Origin of the sequence: Clostridium sartagoforme, assembly GCF_039521405.1 — a bacterium.
GTDB lineage: Bacteria > Bacillota > Clostridia > Clostridiales > Clostridiaceae > Clostridium > Clostridium sartagoforme.
The window spans coordinates 2,482-22,822 of the sequence record NZ_BAAACH010000002.1; the positions used below are offsets into that span (position 1 = coordinate 2,482).

The window sequence follows — 20,341 nt, forward strand, 5'->3', positions numbered from 1 at the left end:
TGTTGTTTCCACCATATTTGGCTCAGTAGCTCAGTTGGTTAGAGTGCCGGCCTGTCACGCCGGAGGTCGAGGGTTCGAGCCCCTTCTGAGTCGCCACTTTAAGTGGAAAATTTGTTATACGCTGGCATGGCTCAACGGTAGAGCAGCTGACTTGTAATCAGCAGGTTGTAGGTTCGATTCCTATTGCCAGCTCCAAAAGATTTTAGATTACTCTAAAGTCTTTTTTTATTTTAGAAAATTACATTTTAATAAACCAAAAGTGCAGTATTAAATATATACTGCACTTTTGGTTTATTTTCTTTTTAAATTTAATTGTATTCTTATATCTTCAGAATAAAATTTATATAATTTAAAATTACCAAGTAAACGAGAAGAAATTCTTTCAGAATAATTTTTGCTTATATCAGGTAAAGATAAATTTGTAGAGACTAGCATTTTCTTCTTCTTTAATAATTTTTTATTTAAAAAGTTAAAGAATTCCGTAGCTGAGAATTCAGTTAGTTGCTCTGCACCTAAATCATCAATAATTAATAAATCACAATTTATTAGAAGATCTTCTAGGTTATAATTATTTTCGAAGCGTATTTCCCTTAAATCCTTAATTAGCTCATCTATAGTTCTGTATACTACTAAATAACCATTATCAAGAAGCTCTTTTGCAACACAGCAACTTAAGAATGTTTTTCCAGTACCAGAATCACCATAAAAAAGCACATTATCAGAATTATTATTAAAATTAGGTATAAAGTTTCCTTTTAAATATTCAATAATATTTTCTATATTTTTTCTAGGGGTATATTTATCATCACTTATCCTATAATTTGCAAATAAGGATAAGTCAAAGTTATTAAAATTATTAACCCTTAAGGTATCTTGTAAGTCAGAATCTTTATAATATAAACTAACTAATTTACTCTTATAGCAAGAACATTTTGAATTACCAATATAGCCTTGATCCTTACATTTATGGCATCTGTAATTAAGTGTGAGGTATTCTTGGTCATACCCGCTAGCTACAAGAGCTTCATATTTTTTAAATCTTAATTCTGTTATTTCTTCTTTTAATTTTTTTAATTCTAATTCATTTAATCCTTTTAGAATAGACATAGCTAAATTAAGAGATTTTTTTTGAATTAAATTATCCATTTCTAAAATTTCAGGATGTTTTTCTTCAATTTCACTACGTCTTTTTTTTAGTTTTTTCTCTTCTTCAATTCGTATATTTTCATATATTGATGTTAATTCCTTTTCATATCCTTTAATCATCATTATCCCATCCTAATAACTTCTTTTCTAAATCATCATAATCATAGTCACGACCTTTAAAATTATTAAATCTTAATTTAGGTTTTTCATAAGAATTAGCTTTTTGATTATTAAAATTCTTTTTAGAAGATGAATTTTTGAAAGAGGCTTCTTTTTCCTCTATTTGTTTTAAGGTTCTTAAGTTATCCTTATTCCAGCTTGCTAATATTCCATCTATATATTTAAAATCTGCTCTATTTAACCTTTGAAAGCATATATCACAAGCTTTTTTTATGATATCTAAAGAAAAATTATAAGTTGTAGTCCATTTTTCTAACATATCTTCTTGCGGTTTCATTATTTCTGTATTTCTAATACCTAAAAATTTAAGAATTTCTCTATAAGTGCCCCACTTATCTTCCGTTTTTCTTATATAATTTTGAGCATCATAAATAGTTTTTATATTCATTTCATTCCAAGCTAATGCTACCTTTTCTATATATCTGTGATTTGTTTTTCCTTTGGAAGCACAAAACTCAATTAGTAATAGTATCAATTCTGAAGAAAAGTCAAAATCTTTTTTCCATCCTATATAAGTAGCAAACTCACTAGGGGATAGAGGACGGCCTAATAATTTTTCAATATCCTTTAGCATACCATTATTAGTTTCATCCGATAATTCTTCTAATAAATTGAATTGATTTTTACCAACAGATTTATCCTCAGAAAGATCTATAAATTCTATTTCAAAGTTTCCCATTCTATCTATTGGAATTAATTTAATAATACCTTCCTCATTCCAATAGTTAAGTGCATTTATTATATCAGACTCTAAAAGATTTAATGTAGTAGCTAATATTGAGGCGTTAACGCCTATTTCACCAGTAAAATTATATTTAAGCATTAAAAGATATACTTTAATAAATTCTCCTCTAGCTTTTGGTATATACTTTTCAATAAATATATTGCTTACAGGAGTAAAGTCTAAAGGCTTTGATTTAAGCATAAAAGTGCTCATAATTACATCTACCTTTCTAAAAGTAATATTACAATAAGTTAATTATAACAAAGTGAAGTAATAGGCTCAACATAACTAAGGAATATAAAAAAAGAATATTATTTCTAAATTTGGCAAAACTAAAAGATGTGTTGCTTAACATTATTAAAAATGAAAGGAGTTTTTATGGATAAAAAAGGAGACTCGATAAGGTTAGTTGAAAAATTTACAGTATCGATATTTATAATTATACTTGTAGTAAATATTAATTTAATTAAAGCAAATGCAAAGATAAATGAACCATTTAGTAATATGAACTTAAATAACAAAACATATACTATATCTAATAGAATATCTAATAATAATATAATTGATAATCTATTAGTTGCATTAACAGGAAAAGTAAATGGATATGAGTTAGTTTTAGAGGATAGGGTAGTAGGATATACTTCACTAGAAAATAATATGAATAATATAAAAGATTTAGTATTACAAAAATATATAAATGAAATTAATATTAGACAAGATGCAGTATTATCTTTTGAAATAGAAGGAGATATTAAGCTAAAGGAAGATAGATTTGATGTATCTTTATTAAAAACTAATAAAGAGTTATCTGATTATATATATGAATTATCAAAGGAAGATAAAAATAACATTAAACTAAGTTTAAAATGTATTGATGAAGAAATAGTTAAGGTGCAGCCTAGCACAACGATAATCCCTACTGAAGATATGTATTTGGGAGAAAGTAAAGTCGAATATGGAGAAGTAGGATTGAAAAACCAAGTAAGGGAAGTTACATATAAAAACAAGGAAATTACAGAAAGCAATATAATAAGAGAGGAAATTATAAAAAAAGAAGTAGGTAAAAAAATATATAGGGGAACTAAGAACCCTTATGATTATGGTATGGCTTTTTTAAAAAGTCCAACTAGGGGGGGATATATGACCTCTGGGTATGGAGAAAGATGGAATTCATTTCATAAGGGGATAGACATCGCGGGAAATATAGGAGACGATGTTCTTGTTGCTATGGATGGAGAAGTAATTTACTCTCAATATAATGATGGAGGCTATGGTAATTTAATAATTGTTAAGCATGAAGATAATATGAATACATATTATGGACACTTAGATGATTTTTATGTAAAGGTTGGAGAGAAAGTTAAAAAGGGCGATATAATTGGAGCTATAGGAAATACTGGCTTTAGTACTGGTCCTCATTTACATTTTGAACTTAGAGTAGATGATGAACCTGTAGATCCAACAAATTATATAGTACAATAATATTAAATATACAAATATAAAATGAAAGGTACTACTTTAAGTAACCTTTCATTTTACTATAGACTTAATATTTACTTTACCATCGCCTTGATAATTCTTTGGAATCTCTACTGGTTCGCAGGCAATTTTTAAAAGAGACCTTATATCTTTTGGTGTTAAGCTTTGATCACCTTCATAGACTAAAGCACATATACCGGAAACATAAGCAGCAGCTAATGATGTACCAGTAAATGTCTTGTATGAGCTATCAAGCTTTGAAGGGTATAATTTAATACCATCTCTTTCAGAGATATAATTGGTATTAGAGTTTAAAGATACTATATTAACACAAGCAGCGCATAAGTTAGGTTTGGAGTCTTTCTTTAAGCCTCCTATTGATGAATAAGTATAAGGTTTAATTTTGGAAGTGGAATCATATCCTGAAACAGTTATACAATCGTTACATAGTGCGATTCCTGTAATAGATCCATCAAAGTTTCTATTGCTGCCACTTGGAACTATACAAGTTATATTTTTACTATTTTCTAAAGATACCATTGAGCTAAAACATTTTTGAACAAATACATTATAATTTAAAAGCTCAAAGGGTAAACATAAAACTTTAATATTATTTTTTTCACTTGTTTCAGCTATAAGTTCCATTGCATAAAGTATGTCAGATATAAATCCTTTGCCACTTTTATCAAAGGCTTTATAGCAGTGAATATTACAATTTGGAGCAATACCACGATACATTCCATTGGATTTTTCACCATTTCCAGCAATAATTCCAGCGGTACAAGTTCCATGGCCATTATCATCATAAGGATATTTAAGATTATCTATTAAATCTACAAATGTAGATATTCTATTTATTGGAGTAACTAAATCAGGATGAGGATATACTCCAGTATCTATTATAGCGACACCAATGCCATTACCCTTACTTTTTGTTTTGTTAGATAGTCTAACCTTATTTGCAGTACTAACACTCATACCACATAAAAATAAGTACTCATCAAAGCAAATATATTCTACTTCAGGATATTCCAATAATCTGTGAATAGCCTTAGAATTTAATTTTGCACAAATTAAATTACAATGTTTTATATTATTTATAAGCATACCATTATATGAGGATATTTTTTTTATTAAACTTTCCTGAAATCTTTTATATTTAATAATTACCCTATAATTATTATAGGGTTTTGATAACATACAGTTTTTTAAGTTTAAGTCTAATTTTTTATTAGAAGAAAACATAATATACTCCTAAAATTGATTACAATATATAGTATATTAAAAGTATGATTTTTGTTAATAGTTATAAATTAATATATAAAAAAAGGTAATATGTAAGTTTTCTTAAAGAGTAAAAAAAAGAGAAGTATTAACTTCTCCATTTAAAAATAATAATTCCTAATATCATAATAGCTATACCTATAAATTCCTTTAAGTGAAATGATATTTTTTCTGTTCCAAACAAGCCAAAAGCATCAATCATGCCAGCAGAAGCTAATTGGGCAACTAAAATTATACCTATACCACATGTTGCTCCCATAGCACCAATACTTTTCATAACAGTAAATATAATTATAACACCTAAAAATCCACCTAATAAATAAAGCTTATTTACATCTTTTATAGCTTTAAAATTACCTTTCCCAAATAAGGTTACAATAATTAGAGTAACTATTAAAGCAGTTCCTTGAACTATAACATTTGTTTCCCAGGTTCCTACCTTTTCTTCTAACTTAGTATTAAATATACCTTGTAATGTCATGGATATGCCTGAAATTATTGCATAAATAATTGCCAACATTTAAATCACCTCTAAGATAGTATTCCATTTAAAGATGATAAATATGAAAAAACCTTCTATGTTTTTTATAGAAGGTTTTTTGTTATATACTAATAAATGACTCTGTGATTTTAGATTCTGAATAACCTAAAGTGATTCCTAAGCTAATAAAATCTTCAATAAGAGTTATATAATGATCTTCAGATGGTGATATTATTAAATCATTTAAGTCTATAAATAAGTTTAAAAATTGATCGCTTAAACAGTAATCATTTGGCTTTATAATAATTTCTTGTATACTGTCATAATGTCTATAAATTCCAAGATTAATTATATGAGAAAAACAATCTAAGTATTTTTCAAATAATATAGACTTATTTACTGGAATATCTTCTGATAACCAATATTTATAACATTGGGTCTCGTCAGCTAGATAACTAAGCTTTGTATGTAATTCTAAGTGTTTTCTAGCCCAGATTTTATATTCGCTTAAAGTGTTATCAATAATAATATTTTTATTTTTTTCCTTTTGTGCTTCAAAAAAAGCTATTATTTCCATAAATATCCCCCTATTTTTAAGGATTTACTATTATATATTTTACAAAAATATTTTACAAATGAAAAGCGGGGTAAACGAATACAAAAAAATAAATTTTTTTTATGTTAAGAAAAATAAAAAAAGTGTTTAAATTTAAACACTTTTTCAACTTATAAATATAAATTCTTTTTTAATGGATAACTTTTTATTAAAGTTTCCCTTTTATTGGTAGATACCTTCCAAATTTCAATTCTATCAACTTTAAGAGTTTCACAATTAGATTTAAAGTTAACTTCGCCATCAAATTTTTTCATATCCTTAGGTATATAGTTAAGATTAGCTAAGGATATATGCATTGATAATTCACTATTATAATTTTGTATATTAAACCCATGTAATTTTAATGTATCACTCATTAATCTATTAAGCCTTTTGATATATCCTACATCTTCTATTTTCATATTTAAAGTCTTATTGGTTTCAGAAACTGAAACTTCTGTAGATAATTGAACTTTAAAGTTTTTATAGGGCTTAACTATCTTATCTATCACAACATCTAATTTATCTATATTAGGATTTTCAATTATTTCTAAGGGAATATAAGGTGTTGGCGAATTCCTATTTGCTCTAAAACGTTTAGATAGATTTTTTTGGATTGGATTTAAACTTTTATAAGACTCATCATCAAATAATGCCACTAAATAGTATTTCATAGCTTTAGCCTCTCTTATTAAATTAATTTGTATAGATACAAACTTTGTTATAAATTATAACATATTACAAAAAAATTAAAAAGGAAATATAAATAAAAGTTCAATATTATAAAGGTTAGTAAAAAAGCTTTTATTTGGAAGAAAAAACTCTATTTCCTTAAATTATTTTTATGTTATAATGAGTATTGTAAGTTTTTAAGAATGTCACAGAAAAATGGTTAATAGTTGAAATAATAGGAAAGATTAATATATATACATAAAATATGATAAGGGTGAAATGGATGGAAAAATTAGTTATAAGCGGGGGAAAATCTCTAAAAGGTTCAGTAGATATAAATGGTGCCAAAAATTCAGCTGTAGCTATATTACCAGCAGCAATAATGGCAAGTGAAGGAAAATGTACAATAGATAACGTACCAGATATAGAAGATGTACATTGTCTTGAAAGAATATTAAGAAGTCTTGGATGTACAGTAAATAAACTAGATAACAATACTTTAGAAATAGATGCTACAGATGTAAGAAGTGTGGAAGCGTGTACTGATGATGTAAGAAGAATGAGAGCTTCATATTATTTTATTGGAGCTTTATTATCAAGATTCAAAAAAGCAAGAGTGGAACTTCCAGGGGGATGCCCTATAGGAGTTAGACCAATAGATCAACATATAAAAGGATTTGAAGCATTAGGAGCTAGTGTAACTATAGAACATGGAGCAGTTATTGTTGAAGCTGAACATTTACATGGAGCAAATATATTTTTTGACGTTGTAACAGTTGGAGCAACTATAAATGTTATGATAGCAGCAACACTAGCAGAAGGAACAACAGTACTTGAAAATGTTGCAAAGGAACCTCATGTAGTAGATGTTGCAAATTTTTTGAACTCTATGGGAGCAGATATAAAAGGTGCTGGAACAGATATAATTAGAGTAAAAGGTGTAGAAAAGTTATCAGGATGTAATTATAGTGTTATACCAGATCAAATTGAAGCAGGAACATTTATGATAGCAGCAGCAGCTACTAAAGGTGATGTAACTATAACTAATGTTATACCAAAGCACTTAGAATCAATTGCAGCAAAACTTATTGAAATGGGAGCTACAGTTGAAGAGGGTGATGATAGTGTTAGAGTATATGTTGAGAGAGACTTAAAAGGAGTTAATGTAAAGACAGCTCCATACCCAGGATTTCCAACAGATGTACAACAACCTATGTCAGCTTTATTAAGTATAGTACCAGGTAAGAGTTTAATTGCTGAAAGTATTTGGGAAAGTAGACATAAGCACATAGATGAACTGAAAAAAATGGGAGCAACTATAAAGGTAGAAGGAAGAACTGCTATAATTGAAGGTAGTGAAAAGTTAGCAGGAGCTAGTGTTATAGCTACAGATTTAAGAGCTGGGGCAGCAATGGTTATAGCTGGATTAGTTGCAGAAGGTGTAACAGAAATATTAGAAATTGAACATATTGATAGAGGATATCCGCATATTGAAGATAAGTTTACTGCATTAGGTGCAGATATTGTGAGAGTAATAGAATAGTATCTGCATGGGGGATAGTAAAATGAAATTTTGCTCATTATATAGTGGGAGCAGTGGAAACAGTATGTTTATTGCTTCAGAGCATGCTAAAATATTAATAGATGCGGGTTTGCCAGGAAAAAAAATAGATGACGCTTTAAAAATCATAGGAGAAAATCCAGGAGATATAGATGGAATATTTGTTACTCATGAACATTCAGACCATATAAGAGGAATTGGGGTATTATCGCGTAAATATGATATTCCAATATACACTAACTCAGACACCTGGTCAGCTATGGAGGCAGGAATAGGAAAAATAAAAGAACATAATATAAGAATAATGGATAGAAGGTCCACATTATCTATAAAGGATTTAGATATAACATCATTTAATATACCTCATGATGCAGTTGCACCAGTAGGATATACAATGCATTATAAAAGAAAAAAGATAAGTGTGACTACAGATTTTGGAATATATACAGAAGAGATAAGAGATAATATAAAGGACTCGGATATAATATTATTGGAAAGCAACCATGACGTAAATATGCTAAAGTTTGGACCGTATCCCTACAATTTAAAACGAAGAATTTTAAGTGAAGTTGGACACTTATCTAATGAAGATTGTGGCAAAGCTATAGTTGATTTAATTAGATATAAACCAAACAAAAAGATAATATTAGGACATTTAAGTGGTACTAATAATCATCCAGACCTTGCATTAGAAACTGTTATTGGAGTATTGAGGGAAAATGATATAGTATCAAAATTAGATATAGAATTAACTATGGCTGATAGACACAGTCCAAGTAACATAATAGAAATTTAGTTATTAGGAAGAAGATGATTTATATGGATAGTAGAAAAATATACGCATGTAAGGATCATGTTGAAGATGCAATGGATGATTTTATTAATTATGAAGAAACATTTCCTATTATAGAAGAAGTAAAAGGTGTTAAATGTAATTATTGTGAAAATGATTCATGTTACATAATTAAATCAAAAGAGTAAAACTTATTAAATTAATTATAAAACCATTTAAAAAGGAGAATGAACTATGAGTTTATATAAGCAATGGACAGATATGGTAGTTGAATATGTTAAGACAAAAGGAGAACAAGCTTTTTGGAATGAGTATATGGAAATTGAAAAAGCTATATACAAAGAAATATTAGCTAAGCATAAAGATAATTTCAAATTTACAATTAGTGATTTAGCAGCTAAACATAATACAACAGAAGAATTCGTTATGGGATTTGTTGATGGAATAAATGATAGCTTAAAAGAAACACTTGATTTAGAAGTTTTATCAGCTAATGATGAAATTTCATTACAAGTAGATTTAGAAAAACTTTATATTAATATGTTAGATGCAAAAGCTGAATACTTATATACACTACCACAATGGGAAGGAATATTCTCGCCAGAAAAGAGAAAAGAATTACAAAAAACATATAGAGAATCTGTTATTGTAAGAAATGAAAATAAAGTAGGAAGAAATGATCCTTGTCCATGCGGAAGTGGAAAGAAATATAAAAAGTGTTGTGGAAAATAATTTTATTAAAAGGCCTATGAATTTGGGTCTTTTTTTGTTATAGAATTAGATAATATATAAAGTACAAGTAATAATAAATATTTATATAAATATATTTTAAAAGTATATTAGTTTAAATTTAAAATTCATTTTATTATAATAAATATGAAAATAAAAATTATTGGGGGAAGATTATATGGATAGTAGTTTAAATTGGGTTAATGAACAAAGGATAAAAAGGACAATAGAGTCATTAAATAATAATAATATGAATGGATATTTAGTAAATTCAAAGGAAGAATTATTCTTTAAAATTGAACAATTAGTTTCTGAAGGTTCAGTAGTATCTTGTGGTGGATCAATGTCCTTATTTGAATATGGAGTTATAGATTATCTAAGAAATGGAAGATATAAGTTCTTAGACAGATATAAGGAAGGTTTAACATCAGAACAAATTACTAAAATATTTAAAGAGAGCTTTTTAGCGGATGCATATTTTGCAAGTAGTAATGCAGTAACTGAAGATGGAAAGTTATATAATGTTGATGGGAATGGAAATAGAGTAGCAGCAATGTTATATGGACCTGATAAGGTAATCCTTTTAGTAGGAGTAAATAAAATAGTAAAAGACATAGACGAAGCTATAAAAAGAAACAGAGAAATATGTGCTCCAGCTAATGCAAAGAGACTAAACAAGAAAACTCCATGTACAAAGGTTGGATATTGTATGGATTGTAAAAGTAATGAAAAGGTATGTAGAGAATTTACCGTTATAGCAAGCCAAAATAGGAAAGATAGGATCCACGTAATATTTATGAATGAAAATATAGGGTACTAGAAAAATTAACAATGGATAATTATTGATGTAATTTTTTTAAGATTACTAAAAATAAATTAAATTTAAAAGCTATATGAGATTTTTCTATTAGCTTTCATTTTAAGTTTTTAATTTTTATTGTGTTATATCCCCTTTTATTGTGTCAAAAAGCCTTATATAAAATAAAATTATATTATATAAGAATTTTTTAAGTAGGAGATATAATATGTTTCAGATATTCCCTTTTTTAATGAACAATATGACTGGTGGAATGTTTAATGGAAATAGTAATAATACTAACAATATAAATAATTTTAATAGTAATTATGGATATACTAGTTTTACTAGCAGTAATAATATATTTGGAGCTTTTGGAGGTACGTTTAATACTGTATTTAGTGAAGTTTTTACTTCATTAGTTACAAATGAAAATTTAATGAATAATATAGTAGATTCAGTCTTAAATAGTGAGGCTTTAAACTCAGCATTTAGTAGCATAGAAGATGAATTAGACTTAAAATTTATTGATTACGGAGATCGATATTTAATAGAAGGAAAGTTAGTTGGCCTAAATAAAAAAGATATAGATATAGATTATGAAGAAGATCACATAAGGATTAAAGTTAAAAAAAATCAAATTTTTAGTAATGAAAATTCCATGGTTGCAATCTTCCAAGAAGGATCAAATTTAGAAAAAAGCTATTATGTTCCTAATGTTGAACCAAGTAAGATACAAGCTGTTTATAATGCAGATGTACTTAGAATTTATTTAAAGAAAAAAACTCCAGTAGAAAAAGGAACAACAATAATAGATGTTGAAAACTTTACTAATGCAGATTAAATGATTTATATCTATAATAGTATAAATCATTTACTAATTAGAATAAGGTAAAACTTAAGAGGAGAAAATGGTTATGAATATAACAATAATTTCAGTAGGTAAATTAAAAGAAAAGTATCTAAAGCAAGCAATAGATGAATACTCAAAAAGATTAACCAGATATTGTAAATTAGATATAATAGAACTTCAAGATGAAAAAACACCAGATAATGCTTCGGAAAAAGAAGAATTACAAATAAAAGAAAAAGAAGGAGAGCTTATACTATCTAAAATAAAAGATAATATGTTTGTAATTGCAATGGACTTAAAAGGAGAAAATCTGACTTCAGAGCAATTTGCAAACTACATAGAAAACTGTGGAGTAATGGGGAATTCAAACATAGCCTTTATAGTAGGAGGAAGCTTAGGATTATCGCAAAATGTTATAAAAAGAGCAAATTATAAGCTTTGCTTCTCAAAAATGACATTTCCACATCAATTATTTAGAGTTATGCTTCTAGAGCAAATATATAGAGCGTTTAGAATAATGAAGGGGGAACCGTATCATAAGTGACACCTCAAATCTTCGATTTGATCGGTGGAACTTACTCAGTGAACGCATGTGAGTGGAGTTTCCTTATAAATGATTTTTATAGTCTTAGCTAATTAATATCAATGGCTAAGGCTATTTTTATATATAAAAATAGCATATCATAAGAAAGCCTATATTTACAAATTATGTTATAATTAATAAGTAATAAATTTAGAATTAAAGTTAAAAGGGGAATTTATAAAGGGGGTTAATAGGTGAATAATGATAGAGACTGGACAGTTTTATTTATTGGTGGAGCTTCGGGAACCGGTAAATCAAGCCTAGCGTATGAAATTGCAAAGTTTTACGGTGTTAATGTTCTAGAAGTAGATGATATTCATCTATCTGTAGAAAAGGTTACAACTAAGGATAGTTTTCCAGCAATACATTATTGGGATGATGGTTTGAATTGGGAGGATGTTGGAGTTGATGACAATGTGAACTGGTTGATTGATGTAAGCAAAGAGATGATTCCAGTATTGAAAGAGCTTGTAAACAGGCATATTAAAGACAACTTACCTATTATTATTGAGGGCGATTTTATCTACCCAGAGTTCACAAATTCATTTAGGGAACCAGAAGTAAAGTCAATTTTTGTAAACGAAACAGACATTAATCAAATATTACAGAATTATTTATCAAGAGAAGGTGGTAATATGCAACACTACAGAGCCGAAATAAGTATTACATATGGAAAGTGGATAGCAGATATTTGTAATCAAAATGATATTAGGATGATTGAGTCAAGACCCTGGGATACTGTTTTAACAAGAGCACTAAATAGACTTTAGTGATGCAAGTTTTTCTCATGATCTAAGGATAGGTTAATTAGGGAAGATATGAGTATAATTAATGAACCCTATTTTAATATTAGAGCAGAAGCTGTAGAGTCATTTTCTTTCTCTAAATATTCAGTTATAAGTAGAGAGCCAGAATAGAATGCTATAAAACATATGCAAGATTGGGCTAATAGTAATGGAATTAATAGACCACGAATAATAGGATGGGATTTTCCATACGTATCACAGGAGCAAATTAAAAGAAAAGAGTATCTTTATTATTACAGGAGAATATATGAAAAAGATTATGAATGAACAATTGATTTATCAAATACTTTCTGTTGTTGAAGAAATCCCAAAAGGGAAAGTAGCTACGTACGGACAAATTGCAAGTCTTATTGGTAGAGACAAAAATGCACGACTTGTAGGGAGGGTCCTTAGCCAGGCAGAATTTTATGGCAAATATCCATGTCATCGTGTGGTAAATCATGCTGGAAGGTTAGCACCAGGATGGCAGGAACAACGATATCTACTGTTAGAAGAAGGTGTATCTTTTAAAGATGAGAATCATGTTGATATGAAGAAAAATAAGTGGGATTGCTAGGAGCGAGGAATGCAGAATAAAGATAATTTTATAGAACAGTATAATATTAATATAAATAAGAATTTAAATTTTCAAAAGTAATAAAAGGAGCTGTCGCAACAGTGCGACAGCTCCTTTTATTATCCAATAAGATAAAAATTGAATTACATAAATCTAAAGTTACTTAACTTAGTAGTAATTAATAAAATAAAATTATCAACTATGAGATAAAGGTAAAATACTATTTACTATTTCTAACTATATTTTTAAAGCTAATATAAGTTGTATAGAAATATCCACCGTATATTATAGTAAGAGCTAAAGCTATTATTATAGAAGAGTTACTGAATAAATTTTTATTATAAGTAGCAAAGACTTCATTTACTACTTTCATACCAATTATTGAATGTATAATAGCTAGTGATAAAGGTGCCATAAAATAAATTAAGGTTTGTTTTAGTATTGATTTATTTATCATTTTTTCAGTAACACCTATTTTCTTAAGAGAATTATATCTACTAATACTATCACTTGCTTCTGATAATTGCTGTAATGCTAACACTGCAGCACTTGATATTAAAAATACTACTCCTAAATATATGCCTAAGAATACAACCATTGCAGATGAACCATACACTAGGGAATATAATTGTTCCAATGTGTTTCCAAGAACTAAAGCAGTTGAACCATCAGGATTTCTATTTTCTAAAATATTAACATAGAATTTTGAAAACTTTTCTTCTGATTTTGCATAGTTACTTTTATCATATATTACATTAACATTTGATTGTTCTAGTGTTAATTTTCCTTCAAAGTTATCAGGTATTATGAAATATATAAATTTTAATTCACGGGCCACACTAGATATATTATCTTTAACTGTACTCCCATTTTTAATGATATAAGTATTATTATCGATTACTACAGAGTTTTCATTTTTAATAAATTTATGGAAGGCTTTGTTAAATTCATCATAGTTTGACACAATTAATATCTCATTATCTTTTAAATCTATAGAATCTTTATCTAAAAGTTTATTTATAGAATTATATTCAGATACTTTTACTGCTGGTATAGTATGATCTGAATAAGAAAACTTCATTTCATCTATCTCTTTTTTAGTTAAATAATCATTTAGTAGTTCGCTTAGATAAATATCAAGTTTGTATTGATTGAAAAAAACATATTTTTCAGAAGAATCAAAGTTAAAGTTTATACTATTTAAAAGCTCTTCCATATCATTAATTTCTTGGACATCAGTATCAACATAAAGCTTTGCAGAACTATCAAAGTAAGTATTACCTTTTAAGGATTTATCAAAGGTACTTTTATAGCTAAACATGCTAAATAAAAGTGTTATAGTTAAAAAAAGCATAAGACATATAGTAGTCATGGATATAAAGTTAGTTGTTATTTTATTATTAATTTGTCTTAAAACAAATATATTTAATTTTTTAAAATATATATTTTTATTCTTTTGTATAATTTGAATTAAAAAGCTTGAGAGACTAAAAAACCATAGTATAGTTCCAATAATCCCTAAAACAATTGAAAGCATAAAACGATAATCATCAACAGATAACCCAATTTTCATTATTAGAGTATATGCAGATATAAGTGATGCTAGGGATAAAATAAACATAATTATTGAAATAATAGGATTATTGATCTTTACTTCCTCATTCTTCTTTGCTGCATTAAGCATGTCTATAAGTTTATACTTAGAAATAGTAACTTGATTAAATATCATTACTAAAATGAATATTACTCCAAAATATAATGAAGACTTAGCTATTGAACTTATTGATATAATAAATTTATAGTTATTCATATTAACTGATAATAATTTAGCTGTAATAACTGATAGCCCTTGAGAAACTATAATTCCTAATAAAATTCCAACAACTAAGGATAATAAGCCAATAAAAAAGGTTTCTAGAATTAGGATTCTAGAGATTTTCCTCTTAGACATACCTAATGTCATGTATATACCTAATTCTTTTTTACGCTTTTTTATAAGAAAATTATTAGCATAAACTATAAGACCGCCTAGAATAAAAGATACAAATATAGAGGCTCCAGCTATTAGTTTATTTAACATTATCATGTATTCTTCAGTACTAGTATTTATATCAAGTAGTGACTTTTGAGATTCAATAGAATTAAAGCTATAAAAAATACATACTGCAAATGTTAGAGTAAGAAAATATATAGAATAATCCTTAAAGCTCCTTTTTACATTATTTATTGCTATTTTAGAAAACATCGCTAGCATCTCCTCCAAGTAAAGTTACAATTTCAATTATTTTATTGAAAAATTCTTTTCTAGAGTCATTTCCACGAATTAGTTCATTAAATATCTTGCCATCCTTAATAAATAAAATTCTATGAGCATAGCTAGCTGTAAAAGCATCATGAGTAACCATTAGTATAGTAGCTTGAAGCTCTTTATTTAACTTTTCAAAAGAATCCAAAAGAAGTCTTGAGGATTTAGAGTCTAATGCTCCAGTAGGCTCATCAGCTAGTATAAGTGAAGGTTCAGTAACTAGAGCTCTAGCAGAAGCTACTCTTTGCTTTTGACCTCCTGACATTTGGAATGGATATTTAGTTAAAACATCTAATATCTCTAGTTTTTCTGCTACCTTTTTAATAAGGCTATCTATTTCAGTAACCTTCCTATCTTGTATTGTTAGAGCCAAAGCTATATTTTCATAGGCAGTAAGAGTATCTAAAAGATTAAAATCCTGAAATATAAAGCCTAACTCATCACGTCTGAATTTTTCTATGGACTTAGGTCTAAGCTTAGTAATATCCTTATTATTTATAATAATATTACCTGTTGTAACATTATCTATAGTTGAAATACAATTCAATAGAGTAGTTTTACCACTACCTGAGGGCCCCATTATTCCAACAAATTCTCCCTTATCCACAGTAAAACTTATATTATCTATAGCCTTTGTTATATTACCTTTATTACCATAATATTTTTCAATTTTTTCTACCTTTAATATATTTTCCATTGCTTTCCTCCAAAGTCTTTCCCCCTAAAGAGATTTAATATTTACAGTTATTCCATATTACTTTAATTTTTTACTTTAAATTCAATTTTTTGTTCTATAATATCATTATTGCCATTAAAGATTGCTACTCCATATTCACCTTCTTCAAGACCTCCAGGAATTGATAGCTCGGCAGTAAAATATCCAGAGTTATTTATTTCTATATTTTCCTCTACCTTAAATCTATTTTTTGTTAATATCTCACCCTTGTACCAAACAACAGTTGCTTCTTTTATAGCAAACTTTTTTCCCTTTGCAGAAAGGTAAATCTTATCTTTGGAAGTAAAAGTATTAGTTGCCTCATTAGCTTTTCCTTTGTCATCAACAGATTTAGTTAGTGTAATTTCTATAATTTTAGGACCGAAGAAATAATTATAAGCAGAGTTCAATCCGGTCCATATTAAAATTACTAGTAAAATAGGTATTAAAAATTTTTTCATAAAAAATTCCTCCAAGCTTTGATTAATAATTTCTTTATGTATATTATTTTACTAACACTTCTGCTAGATGCATATTAGTTTATATTTCATTAAGGTTACATTTTTGCAAGATAAAAAATCTAAGTGGATAAAAAATAATGGACTCATAGCTATTTTAAATATAATTGCTATGAATCCATTATAAATATAAATTTAATTTATCAAGTTAACCTTGCCAATTGGAAAGACAATACTAACTTTTGTTCCCTCACCAAGTTTAGAAGTTAAACTAAGGCCTAAGCCTAGTTGAGCACAAAGCTTTTTGCATAAATAAAGTCCTATTCCAGTAGACTTACCAAGTTTTCTTCCATTATCCCCAGTAAAGCCTTTTTCAAAAATCCTATTGATATCCTTGTTTATTATACCTATTCCATTATCTTCTATAGTAAGAATTATATTATTTTCATTTAAAGTAGTATAAACTTTTATCCTTCCTTCATTTTCTATGCTATATTTAATAGAATTTCCTATAATTTGATTTAATATGAATTCAAGCCACTTGGAATCACAGTATATATTACCTTCTACTGAGTCCATGTCAACAGAAATTCTTCTGTTTATAAAGTCTCTTGAATTTTTCTTGATAGTATTTCTTACTACAGAGGCCAAAGAAATCTCTTTTATTATATAATCTTTGCTTACATTATTACTTTTTGAGTAATATAGTACTTGCTCAATATAATTTTCAATTTTTCTTATTTCATAATCAATACTCGTAGTAACCTTATTTTCATTATTTTCTATGATAAGTCGCGTTGAGGAGATAGGAGTCTTTATTTCATGAACCCAAGTCTCTATATACTCACGGTATTCACTTTGCATATCCTTATATTTTTTTACATGCTCATGCATAGCTTTGTTTGTTTCTTTTAATATATTGTAGACAGTTTTTCCTTCAATAAAATCAGGCTCCTTTATAATTTCAGAGATAAGATATTTTTCATCTAAGTTTTCCATAGTATTATTTAAGTCCTTGTAAAACTTATTTGTTTTTATAAACTCAGTAATAATAAAAGAAAGAAGGGGGAAGAACCATATTGAGAAAACTAGAATTATTATATTGCTATTAACATTAATAAGTAGCATTATTAAACAGATGATAATGAATAATATAAAATTAATTAAAAGAAATAAGAATCTATCTTTTAAATAATCTTTTAAACTCATGGCAGTATATATCCAAGTCCACGTCTAGTTTCTATATTGTCTTTCATTCCAATCGCCTCTAATTTCTTTCTTAATCTTGTAACATTAACAGACAAATTATTATCATCTACAAAAATATCTGAATTCCACATAAAATTCATTAGCTCATCTCTAGATACTATCTTCCCCTTATTTTTAATCATACATGAAAGTATTTTAAGCTCGTTTTTAGTTAACTCTACTGTATTTTCATTGTAAGTAATTGAGCTATTAGACAAATTAAGTTTTAAATCATAATAATACATTGTATCTTGAAGAGATGACCCTTGAGATCTTCTTAAGAGTGAAGAAATCCTCGCTAAAAGAATTTGAGTATTATAGGGTTTTGTAATAAAATCATCAGCGCCTAAATTCATACTCATAATTTCATCCATTTCACTGTTTCTGCTTGTAACTACTATAATAGGCATATTTGAACTTTTTCTTATTTCTCTACATATGTGATAGCCATCAAATACAGGAAGATTTATATCTAGAAGTAATAAATCAGGATTTTCTTTTAGGATGTAATGAATAATGTTTTCAAAATTTGATGGAGCAAGAACTTCATAATCATATCTAGTTAAAAAGATCTTTAATTCCTTTCTTATTGTTTCAGTATCTTCAATAATAATTATCTTTGACATAAATTCACTTCCCTTATAAGAATATTAAGATTAATGATATTATAATTTATTATAAGTATTACTGCAAAAATAAATCTAGATATTAAAGAAAATTGTTTTAAAGCTTAGAATACAATGATATATATTTAATACAAACCAATTACTTCTAATGCTTTTTTCTTAATTTCAGAGATAGCTTCAATAGGTTCAATAATTTTAATATCTTTACCATATCCAAAAGCAAATTCTATACCTTGCCATATTGCATCAAACTTTGTTTTAATATAAAGTTCATCTTCTTCAATAAAGGTATCAATAATAGTTATGAATTGCCTTTCTTTTATATTATTTAATATATTTGGGTTAATTTTAAATGTAAAAGTATGTTTAGGAATTAACTTTTTATAATTGGTAGTAGAAGTTCTCCAGTAGTTTTTAAGATTAAAATCATGAGGTCTAATAAAAGAATCCATTAATAAAGCTGATTCAATAGATTTAACTTTATATGTTTTAATAATTTCATTGTTTATAGCTACTAAATACCAAATACTTCGTTTGCAAACCAAGCCAAGTGGGTTTAACTCTACTTCTTTTGTCTCATTTACTTTTCTATATAATATTTTTAAGGACTTTGAATTCCATATAGCATTTTGCAATATAGAAAGAATATTTATGTTAACTATATTGTTAGATTCATTCCAAGTATACATATCTATATAAATATAGTTTTGAATATTTTCTAATTCTTGTATTTCATTAGTTGTAGATGTTCCTAAGATTTTAAGAACTGCAGAATATTTAAGGTTTTCTATACCTAAGTCTTCTAAAATCTTATCACTAGTAGGAATGAATAGTGATAAAAGTTCTTTTTTACTTATTCCATTAAGTGATGTCTTATAGTCTCCTAAAAGTTTTATTCCACCATTTATGCCTTTATCAGTAAAAATAGGAACTCCAATTCGACTAAGTGTATCAATATCTCTGTAAATAGTTCTTATAGAAACTTCAAGCCTTTTTGATAGTTCGGAAGCAGTTAACTTTTTATTTATTTGCAATAACATTATTATAGAAATTAATCTATCAGCTCTCATTTTTTTCCTCCTATCACATGACATAAGATGTCAACTATTATGAATTATAATTAATTATATATTAAATAATAATGATAATAAAACATTTAAAAATTAAAATAATTTGTATAATTAAGGAGGCATTTAATATGAAAAGAAAAATAATTTTGAATTTGGCAATAAGTCTTGATGGGTATATAGCATCAGATGATGGAGGATATGATTGGATAGTTGGTGCTGGAGACAGCATATTAAATACTAAAGATAAATTTGATTTTGATAAGTTTTTGGAAGGTGTAGATATAGTGGTTATGGGAAAAAATTGTTATGATCAAAATATGCATAATGATTATAAAAATAAAAAAGTATATATAGCAACATCTAAAAATATTCATGATAAAGATAATATACACTTTATTAATGGCGATATAGTTAAAGTAATACAAGAAGAAAAAGAAAAGAAAGGAAAGGACATATTTCTATTTGGTGGAGGTGTACTTATAGATAGTTTTATTAAAGCTGATGTTATTGATGAATATATTATTGGGATAATTCCAATAATATTAGGTTCCGGAAGACCTTTATTTTTAGGAAATAATCCTACGATAAAATTGCATCTAAATGAATATATAGTAGATAACGGTATTACTATATTAAAATATACAAAAAGAGATAATTAAAACAGACTAATATTTTTATATT

General features: G+C 27.1%; 23 protein-coding genes and 2 tRNA genes. 13 read left to right on the forward strand and 12 right to left on the reverse strand.

What is annotated here, in order from left to right; genetic code table 11:
• Positions 1–19: 19 nt before the first annotated feature.
• Positions 20–96: transfer RNA gene (locus ABDZ60_RS00215), tRNA-Asp, on the forward strand.
• 24 nt (positions 97–120) lie between these two features.
• A tRNA-Thr gene (locus tag ABDZ60_RS00220) sits at positions 121–195 on the forward strand.
• Between the two features lie 96 nt (positions 196–291).
• Here the strand turns inward: ABDZ60_RS00220 and ABDZ60_RS00225 are convergent.
• Positions 292–1,266 (reverse strand): ATP-binding protein, encoded by a 975-nt coding sequence (locus ABDZ60_RS00225; protein WP_047001844.1) that lies wholly within the window; start codon positions 1,264–1,266, stop codon positions 292–294.
• A complete protein-coding gene (locus ABDZ60_RS00230; protein WP_047001843.1) occupies positions 1,259–2,263 on the reverse strand; it encodes a DnaD domain protein in 1,005 nt (334 codons plus the stop codon). The genes ABDZ60_RS00225 and ABDZ60_RS00230 overlap by 8 nt, the downstream gene beginning before the upstream one ends.
• Positions 2,264–2,428: 165 nt before the next feature.
• Here ABDZ60_RS00230 and ABDZ60_RS00235 point away from each other — a divergent pair, with 165 nt between their 5' ends.
• Positions 2,429–3,532, forward strand: coding sequence for a M23 family metallopeptidase (locus tag ABDZ60_RS00235; RefSeq protein WP_343774952.1), 1,104 nt, complete (start codon positions 2,429–2,431; stop codon positions 3,530–3,532).
• Between the two features lie 48 nt (positions 3,533–3,580).
• On the opposite strand, the gene ABDZ60_RS00240 is transcribed toward ABDZ60_RS00235, so the two are convergent.
• The 4 genes from ABDZ60_RS00240 to ABDZ60_RS00255 all read right to left on the reverse strand — a co-directional run bounded on the left by ABDZ60_RS00240 (position 3,581) and on the right by ABDZ60_RS00255 (position 6,563).
• Positions 3,581–4,774: a S8 family serine peptidase gene (locus ABDZ60_RS00240; RefSeq protein ID WP_343774954.1), complete on the reverse strand. Its 1,194-nt coding sequence runs from the start codon at positions 4,772–4,774 to the stop codon at positions 3,581–3,583.
• A 127-nt stretch (positions 4,775–4,901) separates the two neighbouring features.
• On the reverse strand, positions 4,902–5,333 hold the full coding sequence (locus ABDZ60_RS00245) for a DMT family transporter (protein ID WP_047001841.1): 432 nt from the start codon (positions 5,331–5,333) through the stop codon (positions 4,902–4,904).
• Positions 5,334–5,415: 82 nt separating this feature from the next.
• Positions 5,416–5,871, reverse strand: coding sequence for a dUTP diphosphatase (locus ABDZ60_RS00250; RefSeq protein WP_016207917.1), 456 nt, complete (start codon positions 5,869–5,871; stop codon positions 5,416–5,418).
• Between the two features lie 149 nt (positions 5,872–6,020).
• Complete coding sequence (locus ABDZ60_RS00255; RefSeq protein WP_016207916.1) at positions 6,021–6,563, reverse strand: hypothetical protein; 543 nt, start codon at positions 6,561–6,563, stop codon at positions 6,021–6,023.
• A 281-nt stretch (positions 6,564–6,844) separates the two neighbouring features.
• On the opposite strand from ABDZ60_RS00255, the gene ABDZ60_RS00260 reads away from it, so the two are divergent.
• The 9 genes from ABDZ60_RS00260 (at position 6,845) to ABDZ60_RS00300 (ending at position 13,238) form a co-directional block, all read left to right on the forward strand.
• Complete coding sequence (locus tag ABDZ60_RS00260) at positions 6,845–8,104, forward strand: UDP-N-acetylglucosamine 1-carboxyvinyltransferase (RefSeq protein WP_016207915.1); 1,260 nt, start codon at positions 6,845–6,847, stop codon at positions 8,102–8,104.
• 22 nt (positions 8,105–8,126) lie between these two features.
• On the forward strand, positions 8,127–8,918 hold the full coding sequence (locus tag ABDZ60_RS00265) for an MBL fold metallo-hydrolase (protein ID WP_016207914.1): 792 nt from the start codon (positions 8,127–8,129) through the stop codon (positions 8,916–8,918).
• A gap of 23 nt (positions 8,919–8,941) precedes the next feature.
• Positions 8,942–9,103 carry a CxxH/CxxC protein gene (locus ABDZ60_RS00270; RefSeq protein ID WP_016207913.1) on the forward strand — a complete coding sequence of 54 codons (162 nt, stop codon included), beginning with the start codon at positions 8,942–8,944 and terminating at the stop codon, positions 9,101–9,103.
• Between the two features lie 46 nt (positions 9,104–9,149).
• On the forward strand, positions 9,150–9,647 hold the full coding sequence (locus ABDZ60_RS00275; RefSeq protein WP_343774962.1) for an SEC-C metal-binding domain-containing protein: 498 nt from the start codon (positions 9,150–9,152) through the stop codon (positions 9,645–9,647).
• A 175-nt stretch (positions 9,648–9,822) separates the two neighbouring features.
• Entirely contained in the window at positions 9,823–10,464 is a 642-nt protein-coding gene (locus tag ABDZ60_RS00280) for a lactate utilization protein (protein ID WP_016207911.1), read from the forward strand.
• A 205-nt stretch (positions 10,465–10,669) separates the two neighbouring features.
• Positions 10,670–11,284, forward strand: coding sequence for an Hsp20/alpha crystallin family protein (locus ABDZ60_RS00285; protein WP_016207910.1), 615 nt, complete (start codon positions 10,670–10,672; stop codon positions 11,282–11,284).
• Between the two features lie 73 nt (positions 11,285–11,357).
• Positions 11,358–11,837 carry a 23S rRNA (pseudouridine(1915)-N(3))-methyltransferase RlmH gene (gene rlmH, locus ABDZ60_RS00290; RefSeq protein WP_016207909.1) on the forward strand — a complete coding sequence of 160 codons (480 nt, stop codon included), beginning with the start codon at positions 11,358–11,360 and terminating at the stop codon, positions 11,835–11,837.
• Positions 11,838–12,070: 233 nt separating this feature from the next.
• Positions 12,071–12,646, forward strand: coding sequence for a hypothetical protein (locus ABDZ60_RS00295; RefSeq protein WP_016207908.1), 576 nt, complete (start codon positions 12,071–12,073; stop codon positions 12,644–12,646).
• Positions 12,647–12,929: 283 nt separating this feature from the next.
• On the forward strand, positions 12,930–13,238 hold the full coding sequence (locus ABDZ60_RS00300; protein WP_016207907.1) for an MGMT family protein: 309 nt from the start codon (positions 12,930–12,932) through the stop codon (positions 13,236–13,238).
• Positions 13,239–13,458: 220 nt separating this feature from the next.
• Here the strand turns inward: ABDZ60_RS00300 and ABDZ60_RS00305 are convergent, their stop codons facing one another.
• The 6 genes from ABDZ60_RS00305 to ABDZ60_RS00330 form a co-directional block, all read right to left on the reverse strand.
• Positions 13,459–15,483 (reverse strand): FtsX-like permease family protein, encoded by a 2,025-nt coding sequence (locus ABDZ60_RS00305; RefSeq protein WP_047001816.1) that lies wholly within the window; start codon positions 15,481–15,483, stop codon positions 13,459–13,461.
• Complete coding sequence (locus ABDZ60_RS00310; RefSeq protein WP_016207905.1) at positions 15,473–16,240, reverse strand: ABC transporter ATP-binding protein; 768 nt, start codon at positions 16,238–16,240, stop codon at positions 15,473–15,475. Before ABDZ60_RS00310 ends, ABDZ60_RS00305 begins: the two co-directional genes overlap by 11 nt.
• 62 nt (positions 16,241–16,302) lie before the next feature.
• The gene (locus ABDZ60_RS00315) at positions 16,303–16,719 is read right to left on the reverse strand and encodes a hypothetical protein (RefSeq protein WP_016207904.1); all 417 of its coding nucleotides are present in this window, start codon (positions 16,717–16,719) and stop codon (positions 16,303–16,305) included.
• A gap of 192 nt (positions 16,720–16,911) precedes the next feature.
• Complete coding sequence (locus tag ABDZ60_RS00320) at positions 16,912–17,925, reverse strand: sensor histidine kinase (RefSeq protein WP_343774969.1); 1,014 nt, start codon at positions 17,923–17,925, stop codon at positions 16,912–16,914.
• A complete protein-coding gene (locus ABDZ60_RS00325) occupies positions 17,922–18,590 on the reverse strand; it encodes a response regulator transcription factor (RefSeq protein ID WP_343774971.1) in 669 nt (222 codons plus the stop codon). The genes ABDZ60_RS00320 and ABDZ60_RS00325 overlap by 4 nt, the downstream gene beginning before the upstream one ends.
• Positions 18,591–18,715: 125 nt before the next feature.
• Positions 18,716–19,660, reverse strand: coding sequence for a helix-turn-helix transcriptional regulator (locus ABDZ60_RS00330; protein ID WP_343774973.1), 945 nt, complete (start codon positions 19,658–19,660; stop codon positions 18,716–18,718).
• 128 nt (positions 19,661–19,788) lie between these two features.
• On the opposite strand from ABDZ60_RS00330, the gene ABDZ60_RS00335 reads away from it, so the two are divergent.
• A complete protein-coding gene (locus ABDZ60_RS00335) occupies positions 19,789–20,319 on the forward strand; it encodes a dihydrofolate reductase family protein (RefSeq protein WP_047001812.1) in 531 nt (176 codons plus the stop codon).
• Positions 20,320–20,341: the final 22 nt, after the last annotated feature.

Coding starts and splice junctions, on each gene's coding strand:
- ABDZ60_RS00275 (WP_343774962.1), top strand. CDS start 9,150: ATGAGTTTATATAAGCAATGGACAGATATGGTAGTTGAATATGTTAAG.
- ABDZ60_RS00225 (WP_047001844.1), bottom strand. CDS start 1,266: ATGATTAAAGGATATGAAAAGGAATTAACATCAATATATGAAAATATA.
- ABDZ60_RS00335 (WP_047001812.1), top strand. CDS start 19,789: ATGAAAAGAAAAATAATTTTGAATTTGGCAATAAGTCTTGATGGGTAT.
- ABDZ60_RS00250 (WP_016207917.1), bottom strand. CDS start 5,871: ATGGAAATAATAGCTTTTTTTGAAGCACAAAAGGAAAAAAATAAAAAT.
- ABDZ60_RS00285 (WP_016207910.1), top strand. CDS start 10,670: ATGTTTCAGATATTCCCTTTTTTAATGAACAATATGACTGGTGGAATG.
- ABDZ60_RS00320 (WP_343774969.1), bottom strand. CDS start 17,925: ATGAGTTTAAAAGATTATTTAAAAGATAGATTCTTATTTCTTTTAATT.
- ABDZ60_RS00265 (WP_016207914.1), top strand. CDS start 8,127: ATGAAATTTTGCTCATTATATAGTGGGAGCAGTGGAAACAGTATGTTT.
- ABDZ60_RS00255 (WP_016207916.1), bottom strand. CDS start 6,563: ATGAAATACTATTTAGTGGCATTATTTGATGATGAGTCTTATAAAAGT.
- ABDZ60_RS00300 (WP_016207907.1), top strand. CDS start 12,930: ATGAAAAAGATTATGAATGAACAATTGATTTATCAAATACTTTCTGTT.
- ABDZ60_RS00270 (WP_016207913.1), top strand. CDS start 8,942: ATGGATAGTAGAAAAATATACGCATGTAAGGATCATGTTGAAGATGCA.
- ABDZ60_RS00325 (WP_343774971.1), bottom strand. CDS start 18,590: ATGTCAAAGATAATTATTATTGAAGATACTGAAACAATAAGAAAGGAA.
- ABDZ60_RS00310 (WP_016207905.1), bottom strand. CDS start 16,240: ATGGAAAATATATTAAAGGTAGAAAAAATTGAAAAATATTATGGTAAT.
- ABDZ60_RS00240 (WP_343774954.1), bottom strand. CDS start 4,774: ATGTTTTCTTCTAATAAAAAATTAGACTTAAACTTAAAAAACTGTATG.
- ABDZ60_RS00245 (WP_047001841.1), bottom strand. CDS start 5,333: ATGTTGGCAATTATTTATGCAATAATTTCAGGCATATCCATGACATTA.
- ABDZ60_RS00330 (WP_343774973.1), bottom strand. CDS start 19,660: ATGAGAGCTGATAGATTAATTTCTATAATAATGTTATTGCAAATAAAT.
- ABDZ60_RS00315 (WP_016207904.1), bottom strand. CDS start 16,719: ATGAAAAAATTTTTAATACCTATTTTACTAGTAATTTTAATATGGACC.
- ABDZ60_RS00230 (WP_047001843.1), bottom strand. CDS start 2,263: ATGAGCACTTTTATGCTTAAATCAAAGCCTTTAGACTTTACTCCTGTA.
- ABDZ60_RS00280 (WP_016207911.1), top strand. CDS start 9,823: ATGGATAGTAGTTTAAATTGGGTTAATGAACAAAGGATAAAAAGGACA.
- ABDZ60_RS00235 (WP_343774952.1), top strand. CDS start 2,429: ATGGATAAAAAAGGAGACTCGATAAGGTTAGTTGAAAAATTTACAGTA.
- rlmH (WP_016207909.1), top strand. CDS start 11,358: ATGAATATAACAATAATTTCAGTAGGTAAATTAAAAGAAAAGTATCTA.
- ABDZ60_RS00260 (WP_016207915.1), top strand. CDS start 6,845: ATGGAAAAATTAGTTATAAGCGGGGGAAAATCTCTAAAAGGTTCAGTA.
- ABDZ60_RS00305 (WP_047001816.1), bottom strand. CDS start 15,483: ATGTTTTCTAAAATAGCAATAAATAATGTAAAAAGGAGCTTTAAGGAT.